Source organism: Flavobacterium aciduliphilum (assembly GCF_003268855.1).
In the GTDB taxonomy this organism is placed as follows: Bacteria; Bacteroidota; Bacteroidia; order Flavobacteriales; family Flavobacteriaceae; genus Flavobacterium; species Flavobacterium aciduliphilum.
In genome coordinates this window covers 11,369-33,522 of record NZ_QLSZ01000001.1, presented here as the reverse complement: position 1 = coordinate 33,522, position 22,154 = coordinate 11,369, and the positions used below count along the sequence as shown (strand labels likewise).

16 protein-coding genes are annotated in these 22,154 nt (G+C 35.4%); 8 read left to right on the top strand and 8 right to left on the bottom strand.

All coding sequences use genetic code 11. From position 1 onward, the window contains the following. The first annotated feature begins 3 nt into the window (after positions 1–3). Positions 4–885 carry a glycosyltransferase family 2 protein gene (locus CLV55_RS00135; RefSeq protein WP_112111717.1) on the top strand — a complete coding sequence of 294 codons (882 nt, stop codon included), beginning with the start codon at positions 4–6 and terminating at the stop codon, positions 883–885. On the opposite strand, the gene CLV55_RS00130 is transcribed toward CLV55_RS00135, so the two are convergent. From CLV55_RS00130 to CLV55_RS00120, 3 genes are read right to left on the bottom strand one after another with little or no spacing between them, the layout of a single operon-like run. Next, on the bottom strand, positions 882–1,973 hold the full coding sequence (locus tag CLV55_RS00130; protein ID WP_112111716.1) for a glycosyltransferase family 4 protein: 1,092 nt from the start codon (positions 1,971–1,973) through the stop codon (positions 882–884). The two genes, CLV55_RS00135 and CLV55_RS00130, sit on opposite strands and share 4 nt — an antisense overlap. Before the next feature lie 45 nt (positions 1,974–2,018). Then, entirely contained in the window at positions 2,019–2,411 is a 393-nt protein-coding gene (locus CLV55_RS00125) for a sugar 3,4-ketoisomerase (protein ID WP_112111715.1), read from the bottom strand. Beyond that, positions 2,392–3,513: a glycosyltransferase gene (locus CLV55_RS00120; protein ID WP_112111714.1), complete on the bottom strand. Its 1,122-nt coding sequence runs from the start codon at positions 3,511–3,513 to the stop codon at positions 2,392–2,394. The genes CLV55_RS00125 and CLV55_RS00120 overlap by 20 nt, the downstream gene beginning before the upstream one ends. Before the next feature lie 38 nt (positions 3,514–3,551). Between CLV55_RS00120 and CLV55_RS00115 the strand changes: the two genes are divergently transcribed. Further along, positions 3,552–4,691 (top strand): glycosyltransferase, encoded by a 1,140-nt coding sequence (locus CLV55_RS00115; protein ID WP_112111713.1) that lies wholly within the window; start codon positions 3,552–3,554, stop codon positions 4,689–4,691. A 10-nt stretch (positions 4,692–4,701) separates the two neighbouring features. On the opposite strand, the gene CLV55_RS00110 is transcribed toward CLV55_RS00115, so the two are convergent. The 4 genes from CLV55_RS00110 to CLV55_RS00095 are packed head-to-tail and all read right to left on the bottom strand — an operon-like array spanning position 4,702 to position 8,611. Beyond that, complete coding sequence (locus CLV55_RS00110) at positions 4,702–5,973, bottom strand: O-antigen translocase (RefSeq protein ID WP_112111712.1); 1,272 nt, start codon at positions 5,971–5,973, stop codon at positions 4,702–4,704. Next, positions 5,970–6,542: an acyltransferase gene (locus tag CLV55_RS00105; RefSeq protein WP_112111711.1), complete on the bottom strand. Its 573-nt coding sequence runs from the start codon at positions 6,540–6,542 to the stop codon at positions 5,970–5,972. The genes CLV55_RS00110 and CLV55_RS00105 overlap by 4 nt, the downstream gene beginning before the upstream one ends. Further along, complete coding sequence (locus tag CLV55_RS00100; RefSeq protein ID WP_112111710.1) at positions 6,543–7,640, bottom strand: DegT/DnrJ/EryC1/StrS family aminotransferase; 1,098 nt, start codon at positions 7,638–7,640, stop codon at positions 6,543–6,545. Then, the gene (locus CLV55_RS00095) at positions 7,637–8,611 is read right to left on the bottom strand and encodes a GNAT family N-acetyltransferase (RefSeq protein WP_146739512.1); all 975 of its coding nucleotides are present in this window, start codon (positions 8,609–8,611) and stop codon (positions 7,637–7,639) included. The genes CLV55_RS00100 and CLV55_RS00095 overlap by 4 nt, the downstream gene beginning before the upstream one ends. A gap of 106 nt (positions 8,612–8,717) precedes the next feature. Here CLV55_RS00095 and CLV55_RS00090 point away from each other — a divergent pair, with 106 nt between their 5' ends. From CLV55_RS00090 to CLV55_RS00080, 3 genes are all read left to right on the top strand, one after another. After that, entirely contained in the window at positions 8,718–9,506 is a 789-nt protein-coding gene (locus CLV55_RS00090; protein ID WP_112111708.1) for a TrmH family RNA methyltransferase, read from the top strand. A gap of 12 nt (positions 9,507–9,518) precedes the next feature. Beyond that, positions 9,519–11,063: a serine hydrolase gene (locus CLV55_RS00085; protein ID WP_112111707.1), complete on the top strand. Its 1,545-nt coding sequence runs from the start codon at positions 9,519–9,521 to the stop codon at positions 11,061–11,063. A 114-nt stretch (positions 11,064–11,177) separates the two neighbouring features. Continuing rightward, positions 11,178–13,397, top strand: a complete 2,220-nt coding sequence (locus CLV55_RS00080; protein WP_112111706.1) for a RelA/SpoT family protein — start codon at positions 11,178–11,180, stop codon at positions 13,395–13,397. 11 nt (positions 13,398–13,408) lie between these two features. Here CLV55_RS00080 and CLV55_RS00075 read toward each other — a convergent pair whose 3' ends face one another. After that, positions 13,409–13,705: a hypothetical protein gene (locus CLV55_RS00075; protein ID WP_146739511.1), complete on the bottom strand. Its 297-nt coding sequence runs from the start codon at positions 13,703–13,705 to the stop codon at positions 13,409–13,411. Positions 13,706–16,706: 3,001 nt separating this feature from the next. Between CLV55_RS00075 and CLV55_RS00060 the strand changes: the two genes are divergently transcribed. The 3 genes from CLV55_RS00060 to CLV55_RS00050 all read left to right on the top strand — a co-directional run. Then, positions 16,707–19,070 (top strand): hypothetical protein, encoded by a 2,364-nt coding sequence (locus CLV55_RS00060; RefSeq protein WP_146739510.1) that lies wholly within the window; start codon positions 16,707–16,709, stop codon positions 19,068–19,070. Between the two features lie 4 nt (positions 19,071–19,074). After that, on the top strand, positions 19,075–20,136 hold the full coding sequence (locus tag CLV55_RS00055) for a hypothetical protein (RefSeq protein ID WP_146739509.1): 1,062 nt from the start codon (positions 19,075–19,077) through the stop codon (positions 20,134–20,136). Between the two features lie 26 nt (positions 20,137–20,162). After that, the coding region (locus CLV55_RS00050) for a beta strand repeat-containing protein (protein WP_394338215.1) at positions 20,163–22,154 on the top strand (1,992 nt) is incomplete at its 3' end.

Genomic DNA, 22,154 nt, shown 5'->3' with positions numbered 1-22,154 from the left:
AATATGCTGTCTATTTTAATCCCAACATACCACTATAAGGTGTACGATTTGGTTTGCGAACTTCAAAAACAATGTGAAGGTGCTGGGATTGCCTATGAGATTATTTGTCAAGATGATCATTCTGATTCAGAAAATAACTTGGAAAATGAAAAAATAAATTTATTAGACCATTGTTCGTTTAGTTCTAATGCTGAAAATTTAGGACGGTCAAAAAATAGAAATGTATTGGTTCAAAAATCAAATTTTCCTTATTTGTTATTTTTAGATGCGGATACGTTTCCGATTCAAGCGAATTTTATAGCGACCTATCTTTCGGAAATACGAGATGAGATTAAAATTCTGTATGGTGGAATTCGCTACCAAGAACAACATCCTAATCAAAAACAAGTGCTTCGTTGGATTTATGGAAGAAAGCGTGAGGCCCTCACAGTAGACCAAAGAAATAAAAATGTTTATTTGTCTTTTCTCACACTTAATTTTTTAATTCATAAAGACGTATTTCAAACAGTGTCTTTCAATGAGGACATACCCAATATGAGACACGAAGATACCCTTTTTTCGTATGAGTTAAAGAAAAATAATGTGCCTATTAAGCATATTGAAAATCCGGTCTATCATTACGGACTTGACGATTTTGACAAAGCATTGTTAAAAGAACATGAATCACTACAAGCCTTGAAAAACTTGATAGAAAACGGATATTTACCTACCGATTATGTTAAGCTTTCAAAATTGTTCTCGAAGATTACCAAATTTAAGCTTAATTTTTTTGTAGCTTTTGGATTTAAATGTATACGGCCTATTTTGCTAAAAAATATCTCTAGCTCAAATCCATCCTTAATACTTTTTGATGTGTACCGATTGGGATATATATGTACTATTTAGAAGGCTTTAAGTAATTCATCCCAGGTTTTCATAATATGACCCACTTCATATTTCAGAATACTTTTTTTTGCATTTTCACCTAACATTTCTCTTAATTGGTAACTATTCATCAAGCTTTCGAGGGCTGTACTAAATTTCTTTTCGTCTCCATTGTCAATTAAAAGACCATTGATGTTGTCTTGAATAATCGCTCTAGGGCCGCAAGGACAATCGTAGGCAATCGTAGGCAAACCACAAGCCATAGCTTCAATCAATACCATAGGAAAAGCCTCAAATCGTGATGTCATCACATAGATTGAGGCATCGAGGTATTTCGTTTCTATTTTATGGGTAGGAGTAAAGAAAATTATGGAATTTGATATTCCCATTACTGAAGCCATTTTTTGTAAATCCGATTTTTCTATATCTTTACCAATTATTTCTACACACCAATCGGGATATTTAGGAGCTAATTTTTTCCAAATGTCAAGAAATCGATCTAATCCCTTTTCATATGAATGTCGTGCAACAATAAGTATTTTTTTAGCATTCAGATTTGCTTTTTGGTCAGTTTTTAACCAATTTGGATTTGGAATGATGACACCATGATTTTTAATATTCCATTCTTTTATACTTTCGGATGATAGTGCCACAAAAACATCCATTTTACTTGCCATATATCGATTAAACAACAATAATAGTTTAGAATACCATTTTGAAAAAAAAAATTTTTTTTGTGGAGAAAGTTGCACATGAATGGAATTATGACACTCGTAAATCATTTTTTTGTTTCGTACAACTAACCGTAGCAAAAAAGTTTTATACATACTATCAGCAACAATTAAAACATCTGGATTTACAAATGAAATAATCTTTTTTATTCCTCTTAAGTATTTAAAAATAAATTGTACACGATTTCCTGATAAATCAATATCATGTAAATGTATGGATTCATCAAGGGGGTAAAACAGATTTTTGTTTCCTCTATTTTGAGTTAAAATAGAAACATCATATTGATAATGCGTTGCAAGATAATTAGCTTTCAAGCTTAAAATTCGCTCTAAACCTCCTTCAGCGTTAATTTTTGGAACTACATACAATACTTTCATGAATTTATTTTTCTTTCTTTCTTTCTTTCTTTCTTTCTTATAAAATTAGCTAATTGCATTTACAAACTCCTCATAATCCCTAATGTAATCATCTTCTTTATACACATCGGAGGCGAGTACCAAACAAACGGCACCTGATGAAAAATTTTCAAGTTCGCGCCAAATATTTGTGTGTATTAAAAGTCCTTTATTGGGTTTGTTTAAAGTTACTTTTTCAATCTGATTTCCGTCGTTTACTATAACGTCAAAACTCCCTGATAATGCCACCAAAAATTCCATTTGTTCTTTATGTGCATGCCCGCCTCTATGTGCTGTACTAGGTACGTCATAAAGATAATAAACCCTTTTTATTTCGTATGGAAGCACCTCTTTTTCTATTATAGCTAAATTACCTCTATAATCCTCTATTTTTGGTATTTCAATAATTCTTATGTTCATGTTTTATTGTTTTAAAAAGGTCAAGCCACTTCGAGCCAATGTGCTCCAATGCAAAAGATTCGACACTTATTTTCGCATTCGTTTTACAGTGTAAATATAACTCCTTATTGGTAATCATCGTATTCATTGCCTCAGTCAATTTTATTTTATTCTGATTTTCCACTAAAAGACCATTGTGTTTGTCTTTAATAATTTCATTAGGACCAGAAAAACAATCATACGATATAACGGGAGTGCCACAGGCCAATGATTCCAATAAAACAGTAGGAAATCCTTCGTTTTTACTAGTGAGTATTGTGAAAATCGCATTTTTATAATACGGAAATGGGTTTTCAACATGTCCCATAAAAAGAACTTGATCTTCTAGATGTAAATCAGAACTCATTTTTTCATAGTGTTGTCTTAAAATTCCTTCACCAATGAGAAGTAACTTAATATTTTGCTGAGGGAACATCGAATTTTTATAGCATTCTAACAAATGATCAATTTGTTTGACCGCAACATGCATATTTCCTACCGCTAGAATATAATTTGAAGGGGACTCAATTTCTTTTAATGATTCAATCGCAATAGCCTCTAAATCTATAGGATTGTAAATGGTGCACACGCTTTTATAACCATATTGTGCCTGTATTTTGTTTTTTATTTCATTAGATACAGAAATGATCGAGGCACATTTTGAAAAAATAGTTCGCGCTAGAATTTTAGAGTTTGGGAAATACAGTTCTGTCATGTAGCTGTGTACAATGATAAGGGTAGTGGCATTATAAATAAACTTGAAAATAAAAAATTCCTGCCATTGTCTATTTTTTACACGCGTATCAATAATAAAATCAAATGTGTTTTTTCTCAAAAAAGTAAAAAGTACAAAAAACCTATGCACTCGATCCCAAATAGAAATAGGATCTTTTTTGAGTTTTCCCAAATTTAGCACATTTCCAGCATAGGCATATTCGATTTTGTCTTGCACAATAACGTGATGAACCTCGCAATTTTTTTGTTCAAAAAAAAGAGAAAGTAATGCAGAACAGCGTTCTGCACCGCCTCCCGATAGATGGTCCGATACAATACAGATTTTATATTTAGAAGTAGGGGACTTCACGCTTTTTTATTTAATTTAGCAACAAATATAAGCAATAAGTGAGAATATTATTAATTGGCGAGTTCAGCAGGTTACACAATTCCTTAAAAGAAGGCTTACAAGCGCTTGGACATGAGGTAACTCTTATTGCTCATGGAGATGGATTTAAAAATTATCCATGTGATTTGTCAACAAGAGCGCAGTGGTGTGAAAGCAAAGTAGGGAATGTTTTTCGTCAATTTATTTATCGCTTCACGAAAATTGATGTGGCACAACATGAGCGTGGCATCCGATTTTGGTGGCATTCTTCTCAATTAAAAGGGTATGATGTGGTTCAACTCATCAATGAAGCATCGATACAAACCGTTCCCTTTTTTGAACAAAAGTTGTTGAAAAAAATAGTTCGTCAGAATTCTAAGACTTTTTTGCTTTGTTGTGGCGTAGATTACAGTGTAGCCCAACACCTCATCCAAAAAAAAGAACGTTATTCGATAATGAATCCTTATTTTGAAAATCCAAAAGCAGCAAAGGAATATCGTTTTATCTTTGATTTTCTTACCCCAAGTCATAAAAAAATCCATGATTTAGTGTATCAAAATATTCAAGGGGTAATTGCTTCCGATATCGATTATGTGCTTCCGATGCAGAATCACCCTAAGTTCCTTGGATTAATACCAAATCCTGTTAATATTTCAAAAATCAACTATGCAGATTTAGAAATTAAAGATAAGATTATTGTTTTTTTAGGCATCAACCGAAATACCTACTTTACCAAAGGCATTTGTTTTTTTGAAGAAGCCCTGAAAATTATTAAAGGAAAATACCCTGATAAAGTGGATGTCATTATAACAGAAAGCATTCCCTATAAAGAGTACATCACACTTTATGATAATGCACACATTGTTTTAGATCAAGTCTATGGATTCGATCAAGGGTATAATGCTCTTGAAGCTATGGCGAAAGGGAAAGTCGTTTTTACAGGCGCGGAAATTGAGTTTGAAAAGCACTACAATCTAACTGAAAAAGTAGCTGTAAATGCCTTACCCGATATGACATATTTGGTAACTGAGCTTTCTTATTTAATTGAAAATCCAAAGGAGATTATCAAAATAGGAATACGAGCTCGAGCTTTTGTTGAAAAAGAACACGATTATATTCAAATTGCTAAAAAGTATTTAAAAGCGTGGAATGGTTTATAGTTTTTCTAAATTACATCTTTATTAGTACTTTTCTAAACATATAAATCATAATCAAAAATGTACCAAAACTAGATAAAAAATACGCTTGAAGAACTCCAAGAGTTGCATAGTTTGGTAGCAAAAGAAACGATAGTAATAAAAAGGTAGTGTTAAAAACAATTTCAACAATAAAATATCTTTTCATCATCGATTTCATTACTATTTGAAAGCCAAAAGCAAGTGAAAAAAATCTAAATAAATCACCCAATAACTGCCAAACTAAAATGTTCTTAATTTTATTAAATTCTTTGGTAAAGGCAAGTTCCACTATGAATCCTTTAAAGAAAAAAACAATTAAAAGTACTACTATAAAAATTGGGACTAAATGTTTGAAATATTCTTTTAATTCGTTTCTGAATTCATTATCCGTAGTTAATGAAGCTAATTTTGGGGCATAATATAATGTTAAACCGGTATTAAAAAACATCATATAAAATCCTGAAAGTCTATTAATTCCTTCCCAAATTCCAGCTTCTTCGGTAGAATAGAGTGCTGTTATTTTATTTCTAATCAAAATTAAGGTAATAGGAACCAAAACAGCACTCAGAAATGCCATTATGGAAAATTTTTTTAGCACATTAAAATATTTTCCAACTGCCATTTTTTGGATAGAAAATTTAAAATATCCAAAACTATTCTTGATAAAAATATAAGTAATAATAAATGAGATAACATCTCCAATAGCAACAGAAAGTAAACCTCCAAACAGATTTTCTTTCCAAATTAAATAGGCAGTAATTGCAAATAATAAAATATTAGAAATTATTTGAATTATAACAATAAATTTGAATTGTTCAAATGCATTGTAAATAGCCGTCCAAAAGACATTCATTACTACCAAGGGTAAGGATAATCCGAAAAACTGTATCGGAATACTATACGAGTTTTTGAAAAAAATAAAAGTAGAAATGGGATCAGCAAAAAGTAATAATAATGTTCCTAGTGCCAAGGAAATAATCAAAAACAACCCGAAAAAAGTTGCGTATATTGAAGCGAGTTTTTCTTCATCTTCTTTGTGTTCTACAAAAAGTTTTACAACGGAGTTGCTAATTCCTAGTGTAGCTATCGACTTTAGCATTGACGTAAAGTTTCTAAAACTTCCTATCAAAGCCATACCAGAAGTACCCAAAAAAACTGAAATTACTTTTGATGAAAATAGTCCTAATACAAAACTTACTGCAACTGAAATAGAATTAATCGACAGTACTTTTATTAATGGATTATTTTTTATTTTCTGAATCATAGGATACTTTTTATTATTCTAGCAGGAACCCCTGCTGCAATTACATTGTCGGGAATTGATCGGGTCACAATCGATCCATTTCCAATAACGGAGTTTTTACCAATTCTTACTCCTTTCAAAATGGTTACATTGTCAGAAATGAATACGTTTTCTCCTATGTAAATTTCTGAACTTACTACGTCATTTGAAGTTCTTTTGTCTGGATGAAGATCGTGACCATCATTATCCATTATACTGCAATTCAACCCTATCAGTACCTTGTCTTCTATCGTTATTTTAGAAAATGCAACTGCCGTAAACTTATTGTTGATTACTACATCATTACCGATTACGATTTCACTTGATGGATATCTAGCTTCTAAATAAGTATAATTTGAATAATAATATTGAGAGGAAATTACTCCAATTTGAACGTTTTTTCCAAAATAAATTTTCCCTTCACCAGTAGTCAATAACGGATGATAACATTTTGTCTTTCCGATAACTTGTTTGCAATCAGAAAGTAATTTATACTTACTTATTCGAAGCGTTACAAAACAAAAAACTTTTATTTTTTTTAAAATATTCATCTAGTAGTTATTTAACATTTTAACAATGTAACTTACCTCATCAGTAGTCATAACAGGACTCATAGGCAAACTCAAAACTTCTTCGTGAATTCGCTCGGTAATGGGAAAAGAAAGCGATTTCCAAGGGAGTAAAGCATCTTGTTTATGAGGAGGAATAGGGTAGTGGATGAGGGTCTCAATACCTTTTTCTAAAAGATAAGTTTGCAAGTCTACTCTGTTTTTTGTCCGAATGACAAATAAATGAAAGACATGATTTTTAGTTGCATCCCAATAGGGAAGAGTTATTTTTTCATTTTTGATTTCAGACAAATACCGTGAAGCAATTTGTCTTCGGTATTCATTTTCGGCATCTAAATGTGGGAGTTTTACATTCAGGAAAGCGGCTTGCAATTCGTCCAATCTCGAGTTCACGCCGATATATTGGTTATGGTATTTTTTTTCCGAACCATAATTTCGCAACGCATAAATCACTGTTGCCAAGGCTTCGTCATTGGTGGTGACAGCACCTGCATCACCCAAAGCACCAAGGTTTTTTCCTGGATAAAAGCTAAAGGCAGCAGCATGAGATAAATTTCCTGCTTTTTTAGTTTTTAATATGGCACCATGGGCTTGTGCAGCGTCTTCAATAACCAATAAATTGTAAGCAGCGGCAAGATTGTTTATGGATTCCATATCTGCCAATTGCCCATACAAATGAACTGGCATGATTGCTTTCGTTTTTGAAGTGATTTTTTCCTCAATCCACTCAGGATTTAGATTGTATGTTTCGAGGTTAGGTTCTACTAAAACCGGTACTAAGCCTGTTTCTAAAACCGCTAGTATTGTAGCGATATACGTATTGGCAGGAACAATGATTTCGTCTCCCTGTTGCAACTTTCCAAGCTGTTTGTATCCTTTTAAAATTAAAACTAAAGCATCCAGTCCGTTGCCTACACCTATACAAAACGAGGTGCCGCAATAAGAGGCAAACCCCTTTTCAAATTGTTCTACTTCTCTACCCAATACAAACCAACCTTTGTCAAGAATCTTTTGCAGTTGCTTCTGATAGGCTTCTTGATATGGAGCATTGGTTTTTTGTAAATCAAGGAATTTTATCATGAGAGTAAAGCATCTAATTGATGATGGTGGGTGACATCAAATTCTATAAACTGTTGCACGGTTGTTTGTGCCCCAAAACTTTCTTTCCAATACGCCAAACCTTCATTGAGGGTTTTGCCATTATTCTCGGACGAACTACCAAAACTCACATAATTCTTTGTGTGATATTTTTTTATAACCGCATCAAAAAGAATATCGAGAGCTGCAGTATCCTTGCGATCAGTTCCTCCAGAGCTGTATTGAAAATGCGCTACGTTATCGGAAATAAAAAGAACGACACCCGCTTTGAGTTTGTCGTTTTGATAGGCATTAAAAAGTTTGATATGTTCTGGAAAATGAGTGGCCAACTGTTTGATTTCAGTTGCCGTATGAACTGGATCAACACCAAAACGCTCTTGTAAATTGGGAATGAGTATGTGATTCCAAAATCCGTCGTAGTTGTCATCTTCACGCACGTCAATCGCCATTGCTGAAGCCACTTTTAAAGTTCTTTTTCTATTGCGATTAGGATTGTAATCTTGTCGACCGTCTAGGGTAAGGTACACATCACTCCGCCATAACGAAGCTTTCATTAAAAAAGCAACATACTCAATTTCATCAGAAAGCAATTTATGATAAATACGGGGAAGTAATTTGATTTGAAACATGCGAATTTGTTCCTGTTCAAAAAACAACATTACCTCTTTGAATAGGGATACATAGTCTAGCAATCGTATGGTATCTTGTAACAAAATTCCTCCATAACTGAGTCCTTGGTGCGAATAAACTACTTCTCGAACTCGGTTTGCAGGAATAAGAGCAACCAAAGTAGTGTTGTCGTATATCATAAGTGAAAAATCCTCAAAACGATCTTTATGATAGTCCATATAATCCCGATAAAAAAGGAATGTAGCATTCTTAGACGTACTCACAAAAGTATCCCAAGCTGCTTTTTTTTGTGGGTTGTATGTATGGATTTGGTACCTTTTCACAATCTGTTTAAAAACGTTCGAAATTTACATAATTATTTTATAGTAAACGAGAATAGCAATTGTATATTATAAAAAACTCTGTAAATTCGCCAAAAAAACATTCCGTTTGAAACAAATTACTTCCATACAAAATGCATTAGTAAAAGCGTTGGTGCAGTTACAAGAAAAATCAAAAGTTCGAAAGCAAACCCAAACTTTTGTTATTGAAGGCAAACGTGAAATTGCCTTGGCTATCAAAGGGGGATACCACTTAAAGACGGTCTTGTTTGTACCTGAGCTCATTTCTGAAGCTGAATTGGATTTTTATAGCATGAATTCTGAAGAACAGATTGTTATTACTAAAGAAGTATATCACAAACTAGCCTACAGAGAATCTACCGAAGGAATACTTGCAATAGCGACAATGAAATCACTGGATTTGAATTTGTTAAAGCTTCCGGATAATCCATTAATAGTAGTGTTAGAATCCTTAGAAAAACCAGGTAATTTGGGCGCCATTCTACGGTCTTGCGATGCAGCTCGAGTGGATGCCGTAATCATTGCCGATTCTAAAACTGATTTATTCAATTCGAATACGATTCGTTCAAGTGTGGGGTGTTTGTTTACCAATCAAATGGCGGTTGCAACCTCGCTCGAGGCGATACAATTTCTTAAATCAAAAGATATTTCGATTTTTAGTGCGACGCTTCAAAATTCTAATTCTTATCATGAAGTAGATTATCGCGTGCCAACGGCTTTGGTGGTTGGGACCGAAGCTACAGGGCTGACATCCATTTGGCGTGAGCATGCAACCAAAAACATCATTATTCCCATGCAAGGTGTGATTGATTCCATGAATGTTTCTGTAGCTACAGCCATTTTGATATTTGAAGCAAAACGACAACGCGGATTTTAAAACGTATAAATAATGCAAAAACAATTCTTTTTAACAGTTATGATTTTGGTCTCTTGTGGAGTATTCTCACAAATTAAAGAAGATCAAGTTGATGCGGTGGTGAATCAAACCATGAAAACCTTTAACGTCCCTGGAATAGCCGTTGCTATTATCAAAGATGGTAAAGTGGTTCTGTCTAAAGGCTATGGTGTGTTGAACATCAAGACTCAGCAGAAAGTGGATGGCAATACGTTATTTGGTATTGCGTCAAATAGTAAGGCGTTTACCGCTGCTGCACTAGGCATGCTAGTCGATGAAAAAAAACTGCAATGGGATGATAAAGTCATTACCTACATACCCGAATTCAAAATGTATAACGACTATGTTACCCAAGAGTTTACGATAAGAGATTTACTTACTCATCGTAGCGGATTGGGTTTAGGAGCAGGCGATTTAATGATTTGGCCTGATGGACACGATTTTACACCTAAAGATATTATTGCTAACATTCATTTTTTAAAACCCGTTTCAGCATTTCGTACTAAGTATGATTACGACAATTTACTGTATGTGATTGCAGGGGAAGTTATCGCGCGTGTTTCGGGGATGTCGTGGTGTGATTTTATTGAATCAAGAATTATGAAACCGATTGGCATGACGCATAGTGCGGCTTCTTTTAAAAGATTGAAAGATACGTCTAATTGTATTGCGCCTCATGTGCCTACTCAGGGAAAACTCGAGGTGATTCAACGGTATACGAATCCAATTTTTGATGCCGCTGCAGGAATTTACACCAGTACGAATGACCTAAGTCAATGGGTACTTACGCAACTAAATAAAGGGAAATATGGAACAGAATCTTTATTCTCAGAAAAAGTACATAAAGAGATGTGGACACCCCAAACGATATTGCCTAATAATGGGTTTAAAACCTACACCTGTAATTTTAAAGCCTATGGATTGGGATGGCAATTGACTGATATTAATGGTCATTTACAAGTGTCTCACACAGGAGGTTTGGATGGAATCGTAACACAAACAATTATGATTCCCGCTTTACAACTCGGTATTATTGTATTAACCAATCAGCAATCGGGGGCTGCTTTTACAGCCATTTCCAATACCATTAAAGACAGCTATTTGGGACTTCCCTACAAAGATCATGTAGCGCTTTTGAGCGAAGATCGTAAACAAAAAGAAGACCAAGCGGATAAAATAACTGATGAAGTTTGGGCAAAAGTAAAAGAAAATGAGTCGAAAAAAGGAACGCAAGAACATACCAAAATATGCGGAACCTACACAGATAATTGGTTTGGAGCTATTGTAATTAGTCAAAAGAAAGGCGTCTATCGTCTGGCTTCGGTACGTTCACCTAGGCTTTGTGGCACGCTTCATTTTTACAAAGATGCCACTTTTGCAGTGCAATGGGATCACGCAAGTTTTCATGCTGATGCTTTTGTGAAAATGGAATATGCTCCCAACGGTACCGTGAATAGAATCACGATGGAAGCTATTTCTCCTTTAACCGATTTTAGTTATGATTTTCAAGATTTAGATTTCAGGAAAGTAAAAGACTAGTACCCCATGAGCACTTAAAATAAAGAAATCCAAGTTCCGTTTAAAATAGGAATTTGGATTTTTTTTTGTCAATCTGAAAAATAGTTGTATTTTTAGGCTATTCAAGCACAAACTATGAAAGAGATCGATTTAGAAGAAGAAAAAAAAGCCATAGCCAAAGAATATAAAGAGCTGCTACGCATCAGTTATCAAACCTTGTCTCCTGAGGACAAAAAGCTCATTCGTAAAGCCTTTGATGTGGCGGTTGATGCACACAAAGAACAACGAAGAAAAAGCGGAGAAGCTTATATTTTTCATCCGATAGGTGTGGCTAAAATTGTAGCTTCAGAAATTGGCTTGGGGGCCACGGGTATTGCTGCAGCATTGCTTCATGATGTTGTTGAAGATACACCGGTTACTTTGCAAGATTTGGAAAGTATGTTTAATCCTAAAATTGCCCAATTGGTGGAAGGATTGACTAAAATTTCGCAAGTAAAAAAGGATATGAACATCTCCATGCAAGCCGAAAACTTTCGGAAAATGTTGCTAACTTTGAATGATGATGTTCGTGTGATCTTGATTAAAATTGCTGATCGATTGCATAATATGCAAACCATGGATTCGATGCCTGAGTACAAACAAGTAAAAATAGCTTCGGAAACGTTGTATATTTATGCTCCTTTAGCTCATAGGTTAGGGTTGTATAACATTAAGACCAAACTAGAAGATTTAGGGTTAAAGTATACAGAATCTGCTATTTATAATGATATTGTAAGCCGAATCAAGGAAACCAAAGAAGAACAAGATGCCTATATAAAATTGGTTTCTGATGTGCTAAAAAAATCCTTAGATGATGAGTCTATTGCCTATACAATCAAAGGTCGTCCAAAATCCATTTATTCTATAAGAAGAAAAATGCTCACGCAAAATGTGAGTTTTGACGAAGTATACGATAAATTTGCGTTACGCATCATCTATAAATCGAGTCCACACGATGAAAAGTTTTTGGCGTGGAAGATTTATTCGATGGTGACAGATCATTATAGACCCAGTCCGAGTCGTTTACGAGATTGGATTTCGTCACCCAAATCGACGGGTTATGAAGCCCTTCACGTGACGGTTATGGGACCGAAAGGGCGATGGGTTGAAATCCAAATTCGAAGTGAGCGCATGGATGAAATTGCCGAAAAAGGGTATGCAGCACATTACAAGTACAAACAAGGGGCTACTGAAGAGAATGGTTTAGACATTTGGCTTAACTTACTTCGAGAAGCACTGGAAAATTCAGAAACCAATGCCGTTGATTTTGTCGAAGATTTTAAGATGAATTTGTATGCCAAAGAGATCTTTGTTTTCACACCAAAAGGCGAAATCAAATCGTTACCCAAAGGTGCGACCACACTAGATTTTGCTTTTAGCATTCACTCCGAATTAGGCGTAAAAACCAGAGGAACTCGTGTTAATGGAAAGCTGGTGCAGCTCAATCATGAGTTGAAAAGTGGCGATCAGGTCGAAATTATTACCTCTCCCAATCAAAAGCCTACCATCAATTGGTTGGACTATGTGACAACTTCGAGAGCCAAAACAAAGATTAAAAATGTACTCAATGAGGATACTAAAAAAATAGCGGAGGAAGGAAAGGAATTGCTCTTGCGAAAATTGAAGCATTTAAAAATCACGTTAAACGAACAAGTCATCAACGAATTAGTGGTTTTTTTCAAGCTAAAAACCAGCTTAGATTTGTTTTATAGAGTGGGAATAGGTGCTATTGAAAACCAGCAGTTAAAAGATTATGCCGCACAGAAAAATAATACGTTGATTAATTTCTTCAAAAGTAAAATTAAACGTGTGCCCAATGCTGCTCCAGAAGATATCAATAAACCAGAACTCACCAGCAATTATGACTTGTTAGTTTTTGGAAAAGAGCAAGACCAATTGGATTACAAATTGTCTTCGTGTTGTAACCCCATTCCAGGAGATGATGTTTTTGGATTTGTAACCATCAATGAAGGGATAAAAGTGCATAAAAAAGATTGTCCCAACGCCATTTTATTACAATCCAATTATGCCTATCGCATCATGCAAGCCAAGTGGATCGATTCGTCTCAACAAGAATTTAGAGCGATATTAAAAATTACAGGAATGGATGCATTGGGCTTAACCAATGAGTTAACTAAAGTTATTTCCAATCAAATGCACGTAAACATTCAAAGCATTTCTTTAAATGGAGATGCAGGAATATTTAATGGGCAACTTACTGTAGTGGTTCAAAACAACAGTATTTTGAAAAAATTAATTGATAATATCAAAAAAATTGATGGCATAGAAAAAGTCACACGAGTTTATACGAGTTAAAAGAACTATAATTATTCGTCATTTTCATCCATAGATTTAATATTATCATATAGAAAAGATGCAATTAACAGTTCTAGAATACTCAAAAAGACTATTAGTGCTAATTGGGTAAAAGTATTTGGAATGTTTTTGAAGAATGAAAAAGTAATAATTAGTTTTATTAAACTACAAATAAGAAACCTCATTTTTTCAGAAACCCATACTAATGTTGAAAAAGTATAAACACAAGTAGTTAATAATAGGGGTGTTTCTATGCTTGCTAATAAAGAATAGGCCATGTTCTTTTTACTGTAAGAAATGTCTTCCATATAGAATATGATAATTTGAATAAAACTGTCACATAAAAAAAACCATAAAAAAAGGATGACAAATAATAGTAAATGTTCTAGTTTTATTTTGTTCATGACCATAGTATTATTGTTAAATGCAAAAAGTTAGATTAATTTTTTAAAAATAGTAGTGCCCATTTATTATACTTTACAAGATTTTATCAAAATCGATTCCAATTGGACAAAACCCACAAAAGAAGGGTTTCACGAGTTTGTTTTTTTTGAGGCAGATGGTCGTGAATGAGTTGTTCCATTTTATAACATTTTTCGATACAGCTAAACCCCCATTGAGTACTAATTTTGTTTATAAAAAAAGTAATTCATAGCCTTCTTGAGTATTCAGTTCAGTATGATCAAGGATACCATTAACTCAAGGGTGATAATAACTATACGGTGTCCATAGGTAGTCGTTGTAGCGCAAATCTTCTTTAGTTAATTGAATCATGATTTTTTATTGAAATGATAAAACTCAAGCACTAAAAAAAGAATAAGAAGTATGATACCACCAACGAGTACTTTGACTAAGAAATTGAGAGTAGAGAATGACCCATTTTGTAAAACAGCCACGAGCAAAAAACAAAGTATTCCAAGCAGGACAATATGAACTAATATAATAAGTCTGTTTAAAATTTCATAATGCAATATTCATTTTTCAAAATTTCGATATTCAAAAGGACACCTTATAAATTTGCAATGTGTCGTGTGGAAAAAGGTGCCCTTGAATTTTGTTTTTTTTACATAAAGATTAACTAAAATTTCAATATTCCAGAGACATTCTAATATGTCTACATATATAAGGCACTTTGAGGCTGAATGCCTCTAGAATATTTACTTAACTCAACTTTTTTACTTATAATGAAATTACCAACCTACTATTTCATCCTTAAGTTGGGCAAATGTAGAAGCTGTTTTTTTTTATAAGTGTGCCACATTTTATGCAAGTGTGCCGTATTTTGATTTTATTTTTAGTCTACCTTTTTTTTAACAATAAATTAACAAAAAATCAGTTTCATAAACAACAAACCTACCACCTAATCTCTTTAGTGCGATGCTTCCTGCATCAGCATGACAAACAATACCTTAAACCTAAATCAACCACATAGAATCATAGTTTTAATAGTTTTTATTTCAAGGCGTTTCACTTGGGATAGAATACCCAGTGCTTTGATTTCAACGGTTAACTTTAAACTTAGAACTTTATATTTCGTGCTTTGTATTTTCTACTTAATGAACTGATTACTCACAACTAATCACTGATCACTTCAACCTTAGTACTTTAGAATATTCTACTTCGTATTTTGTACTTGATAAACTTTTAAACTCATTAATCCCCAAAAGATACCCCCTAAAACCTCAATCTACCCCCTAATCCCTTTAGTATAATGCTTCTTTTACATTTAATTCGGTTCATAATATTATGAAGTAGTCTCGGGATATTATGAAAAGGGTTCAGGATATTATCAAGCAAGCTCAGGATATTAGGTAAAGGACTCATAATAGTATGGAGGAAGTTCAGAATATTAGGAACACTTCCATGAGGAAATAACCATACAGAACTTAAAAAATCATCAAAGGATTGAAATAAAATCAAAATGTGGCACATTTGCTAAAAATATGGCACAGTTTTTAAAATCTCAACAAATAATTTTGTTATTCAAATTATAGTATTTATGAAAAATCGATACACTTTGCTTTCGTATCTTGTAGAAAATGAAAATTATAAATGTGATTTTGCATCTATTCTTAACGATATATTTTTTATTGACCATAGTACAATTATAGTAGAACTCCCAATAATTGATATAGCAGAAATTTATATTGAAAAAAAAAGAGGGTATAAATATAATGTAATATTTTTTTTAGGAATGATACTTTGCATAGGTTTACTATACAACAGTAAAATTTTTGATTTTCAAGTCCTATTATCTGTACTATCATTCATATTAGGAGTCCTTATGATTAGATATAAGAAGTATTCTTATTTTTTTTCGTAAAAACACAAACAAAAACGATACGGTTTCAATTAACACTCCACGAAAAAGAAGAGGCCAAGGAATTAATAATTATTATCAAAAGAAAATTAAAACTTTTAAACACAACACCCACCCCCTAAAACCTAATCCCCACCACCTAATCCCTCCAATGCGATGCTTCCTGCGTCAGCATGACAAACGATACCTTAAACCTAAATCAACCACATAGAATCATAGTTTTAATAGTTTTTATTTCAAGGCGTTTCACTTGGGTTAGAACACCTAGTAGGTTGTATTTTGTACTTGATAAACTTTTAAACTCATAAACCCATTAAACCCCGAAACTACCCCCTAATCAAACCTATTATGTTCAATTTTTTAGCCTCTATACTCATGTGAATATACTTTTCAAGGCAAAAAAAGTAAAATATATTCAATATTTTTAAAAATAAAATCAAAATGTGGCACACTAGCTAAAAATGTGGCACACTTAAAAAAAATTGCTACTCTAAATTGCACCCGTTTTTAATATGGTAAGGTGTGATGAAGTATTGCTTCATAATTAAATATCAAAAAAATCACTATACACTATGTAGCTATATGCCACCCTAGTGAAGAGTGTTTTTCTCTATTTAAAACTTGTGCATCCCTAAATTATATATACATATATATGAAAAAAAAGTTTTTTTTAACTCTAGCGATTACGACTCTAGTTACATTATGTGTCCCTCAAGTCTATGCGCAGGGTGATGGACCAGCCCCACCACCTGCGGATGAGCAAGATGGACCAGCCCCACCACCTGCGGATGAGCAAGATGGGCCAGCACCCCCCCCTCCCTCTGCACCTATAGATATGTGTGTGCCTTTTTTATTGGCATCGGCACTTTGCTATGGGTATCGGTTAAAAAGAGAATAAGATTTACTATGGTTTGTCCTGTTAAGAGGATGTCGCTTTTTTCTCTGTTACAAACAGATTGCGTATTAACATTAAAATAAAATTTGATAATTTGAAAACAATTACAATGCAAACCAAGAAAAAATCAATTTCAATTCAAAGGTTGTTCGTTGTGGTTTTTATGGGTTTCTGCAGTATGTTACAAGCACAAGTGCAAAATAATGATATTTTGTATGTAAGTAACAACAGCAGTCTCTATGTGGAATCGGGCAATTTTGCCTTTGGCGCAGGAGGACAAACCCAAACGACTCGAACTCCCAGTACACATGGAATTGTGATCTTTGCTGCTGGAGTTTCCACAAGTGGGGCTTCAGACAGCCATTATTTAGACGGATATGGGAGTACTCTAGGCACGAGTGCTTTTTTGATGCCCGTGGGGCAATCAGGGATATATGCGCCTATACAAATCACACCGTCTACCAATGCAGGTGTAGCAGCGGCTTATTATCATTCTAATGCTCACAATTTGAGTTCTGAAATGGATACTGGCATTTATAATGTATCGTATACAGAATATTGGGATGTAAATGGAGTTAATGCTGCTTTAACGTTAACGTGGCGCACTTCAAGTGCATTGTCCACGTTAGTGAGTAGTTTAAATAATTTAACCATCGTAGGATATGATGGTAACAAATGGGTAGAGATTCCTTCTGTAGTCGATGCTACTTCAATTTTAGGAGGAACGAGTACAATCGATTCAGGATCTATTCACTCTTCAAGTGCCGTGAATTTAAGCTTGTATCAAGCCATTTCTTTAGGTAGTAAAGGGCCTACATCGTGTAATCCTTTGGTTGCCTTTTCGGGTCAAACCAAAACTTGGAATGGAAGCAGTTGGATAGGAGGAACGCCTAGTTTGAGCGATGCAGCTATTATTAGTGCTCCCTATCATGCAGGGTCATTTTCGTGTAACAGCCTTACGCTTAATGCTGATGTCACGCTCGATGACAACCAATATGCAGACATCATGTATGACGTATCGGGAACTGGAAAAATCATTATGTCTAGCGAAGCCAGTGTAGTACAACATGCTAATGGAGTAGGAGCTCCTAGTATAGAATTGACTAAACGCACCCGTTCGGTAATGCGTCGGTATGACTATATTTATTGGGGAACTCCCATATCGGGTGATTTTTTTGCACAGTTAGATGGGGCACAAGCGAGTACCAGTAACCAGTCGAGTGCTTTTGACATGAAATATAAATATGTATCTGGTTCTGGTGGAGGTTGGCAACCGCTAACCGCTGTTGAAACAGGTAAAGGATTTATTACTCGTATCAAAAACCAAGCGCCCTTTACCAATACTACCAACACTGATTATATAAATGTGAAGTTGACTGGGGTCTCGAATAACGGGGATGTGACAGTGCCTATAACGAATAACCCAACGTTTCCAAATGGTGGAACCAGTCACGTACTATTGGCCAATCCGTATCCTTGTGCCTTAGATGCTGATAAATTTTTAGTAGAAAACACGAGTGTCGATGGCGTGGTATATATATGGACTTCAGCCACTCCACCAGGTCCAAATTATTCACAAGCTGATTATATTGCCTACACACGTGCGGGGGTAGTAATTCCAAATAACATTGCAGGTACGTTTATGGGTAAAATTGCTTCAGGACAAGGTTTTGAGGTGAAATCGTTGACTAATAGTGGTTCCGTAACCTTTACCAATTGTATGCGTTTAACAGGAAATAACAACAACTTCTTTAAAAACAGTGCGATGGTAACGGGGACTTATGACCGGTTTAAATTGAACATGACCGGCGCCAATGGTGTATACAGTCAAATTTTGATTGGTTACTACCCAGAAGCTACTCTAGGTTATGACCGCATGTATGATGCTGGACGCAATTCAGTTAGTACGGCGCAATTGTATTCGATTTTCCCTACTGATGGACGCAAATTAGCAATCAATGCCCGACCTTCCTTTTTTGACACCGATGTGGTGCCTTTGGGGGTGTCTAAATCGACTACCAATTCTGAAAGCTTTACGATTAGTTTGTCTGATGCAGAGGGTATTTTTACGACCAATAATGTCACCATCTTTTTGCACGACCTTGACCAAAATGTATATTACAACTTAGCTAATGGACCGTATACTTTTACTACAGCGTCTACAGCATTGAATAACCGTTTTGAGGTTGTGTATCATGATGCTTCGTTACAAAACCCATCGTTTGAAGCGACTCAAGTTAATGCGGTAATCAAAAATGAGGATTTAATGGTTCAAGCTAATGACACCATTACTGAGCTTACTGTTTTTGATATTACAGGTCGAAAAATCATTGAGCGTATGGGCGATAACAGCAGTTTGTTGCATACACCGTTCCATTACCCTCAGTCGGTATATATTGCTAAAGTGAAGTTAGCCAATGGTTCTCAAACTACAATAAAATTGATTAATAAAAATTAACATCATGAAAAAAAATATTTATAAATTCTTAATAGCCTCTTTGTGTTTAATGGCAGGGGCAGGCTATGCACAAGTAGGCGTTGGAACAACAACCCCCAATGATTCTGCGGCTTTGGAGGTATACAGTACCTCTAAAGGTTTATTATTGCCAAGATTAACAGCGTCGCAACGCGATGCCATCACATTACCAGCCAAAGGTTTGATGATATTTAATACTACGGCCAATGAGTTACAAACAAATACTGGTACACCTTCCTCTCCAATATGGACGGCATCAGGTGTGGGGGCTACAGGACCTCAAGGAGCGACTGGAGCTACAGGTGCTGATGGATTAAGTTCCTATCAAATATGGTTGAATGCAGGGAATACAGGAACCCAAGCCCAATTTTTAGCTTCGTTACGAGGAGCCACGGGTGCCACGGGAGCTACAGGAGCCACAGGACCACAAGGAATTCAAGGTTTAACTGGAGCTACAGGACCTCAAGGACCTGCAGGAGCTAATGGAGTAGGAGGTGTCACTACTGCGGGTACAAATATCACCATTACAGGTGCGGGTACTGTAGCGTCGCCTTATGTAGTGAGTGCATCTGGATCTGCTACATCTACTACAGCTTCCAACGGACTTACTGCTTCAGGAAGTGATGTCAAATTAGGAGGTACATTAAGTTCAAATACAACTATCGATCAAGGGGTCAACAACCTTACCTTTTCTGGTACAGGTACAACAATTGTAGGTGGTAGTTTTCAAACACAAGGATTGTTATATGCAAAACCCCCAAGAGTGCATCCAGTTGCAAGTTCCATAACATGGCAAGCTGATGACGTGGTAATTCTTTTGCAATCAACACATACAGGTAATATAGTTTTTCCATCAGCTTCTGCTAATCCAAATCGTCTAATTGGTATCAACAACAGATCTGGTTCTGCACGTATTATTACAAATACTACAGGTGGTGACACAGGGATTTATGCTAATGAAGCGCTAACTCAAATAGCGTCTGCTTCAGGAGTTTCATGGTTTATTTCAGACGGAACTTCTTGGAGATTATATAGTGGAAGACCATAACAAATTCTAATTTTATTAATTTAATTATGAATAAAAAAGTAATAATTACCCTTTTTGTATTAGCCGCATTCTATTCGGTATCGCTTAAAGCTCAGGTTAATACTAATCAAGTTCCTCAAAATGCAATTTCTGGTGAGAATGCATTTATTGATGCGTCTACAAATTTTAACGACGCCAATTCGTTAGGGAAAGGATTAGTTTTTCCACGTACCGATTTGACGGCATGGGAATTTAAAACAGATGCCCTAGATGGTATCATGTTTCCCAACGCTTTTGATGGGATGATTGTGTACAATACCGCTACTGGAAACACTCCTTCGGGGCAAGGTGATGTGGTAGCAGTAACGCCTGGTTTTTATTATTTTTTCAATCCCGATGGAAATTTCGATATTACAACAGGCCATTGGGTGCGAATAGGGGGGGCTGATCAGAGTCATTCTTTAGTTTCTGGTGCAGGTACACCCGATAATAACTCAGGGACAAATGGTGATTTTTTCATTGATACGACTAATAATGTTATTTATGGGCCTAAAGCTGCTGGAGTTTGGCCACCTACAGGAACTTCACTAGTAGGACCTGCTGGAGCACAAGGTCAACCAGGTGCGACTGGAGCCGATGGACAAAATACTTATCAAATATGGCTCTCACAAGGAAATTCAGGTACGATATCGCAGTTTTTAGACTCATTAAAAGGAGTTGCTGGAACTAATGGAGCCACTTGGAATAGTGGTGCTGGTATACCTTCAGATGCTTTAGGTTCAAATGGGGATTATTATTTGAATACGACAACAAATGATGTTTATTTAAAAACAGCAGATACCTATAGTATCATAACAAATATTAAAGGAGCAACAGGACCTGCTGGTTCAAATGCTACTGTTACGGGAACTGCCCCTATTGATGTGACCTCAGGAGTTGTAAGTATAAATGATTCAGGAATAACTACTACTAAACTAGCTGATAATTCTGTAACTTCTGCTAAGATATTAGATGGAACAATTGTAGATGCTGACATCAGTGACAGTGCTTCTATATCGGATACCAAATTAGCTACTATTAGTGCAGTTGGAAAAGTAGCGAACAGTGCGACTACAGCAACTTCGACCAATACTCCTAGTACAATTGTTTTAAGAGATGCTTCAGGAAATTTTTCGGCAGGTAGTATAACTGCAACTAATATTAGCGGAAATGGTTCAGGACTTACTAATGTTACGGCTTCTGGTTTTTCAGGAACACTAGGTGTTTCTAATGGAGGTACAGGAACAACTACATCAACAGGGACAGGCAGTGTTGTATTGTCAAATTCACCAACACTGGTTACCCCAAACTTAGGGACACCCACCACATTAGTTGGAACGAATATTACAGGAACAGCAGCTGATTTAAGTATTGGAGGGAATGCTGCTACAGCCACCACTGCAGGTAATGTAACCGGAACAGTTGCTATAGTTAACGGAGGTACAGGAGCTACGACATCCTCTGGAGCTTTAACTAATTTAGGAGCTCAATCTACCAGTAATTTATCATCCAACGTCACAACTGATACAGGTTCTACTACAAAGTACCCAAGTGTAAGTGCAGTAGAATCTTATGTGGGCACACAAATTACCAGTAACGTTACACCAGATGCGACTTCAACTATAAAAGGAAAAATACAATTGGCTGGAGATTTAAGCGGAACAGCTGCATCTCCTTTAGTGGCAGCAGGAGCTATCGACAATAGTAAAATCTCATCAATAGCTGCTATAGCGGATACCAAATTAGCCACTATTAGTACATCAGGAAAAGTGGCCAATTCAGCTACTACAGCCACAGCAGTGAAAACGCCAGGCACTATTGTTCTGAGAGATGCTTCAGGAAATTTTTCAGCAGAAACTATTACAGGTAATTTAGTAGGAAATGCATCAACAGCAACCACTGCAACCAATACAGCCGTTACTGATGACACTGCTACTGCTGTAGCGGTATATCCAACTTTTGTAACCGGAACTACGGGGAATTTACCTCAGAAAATATCA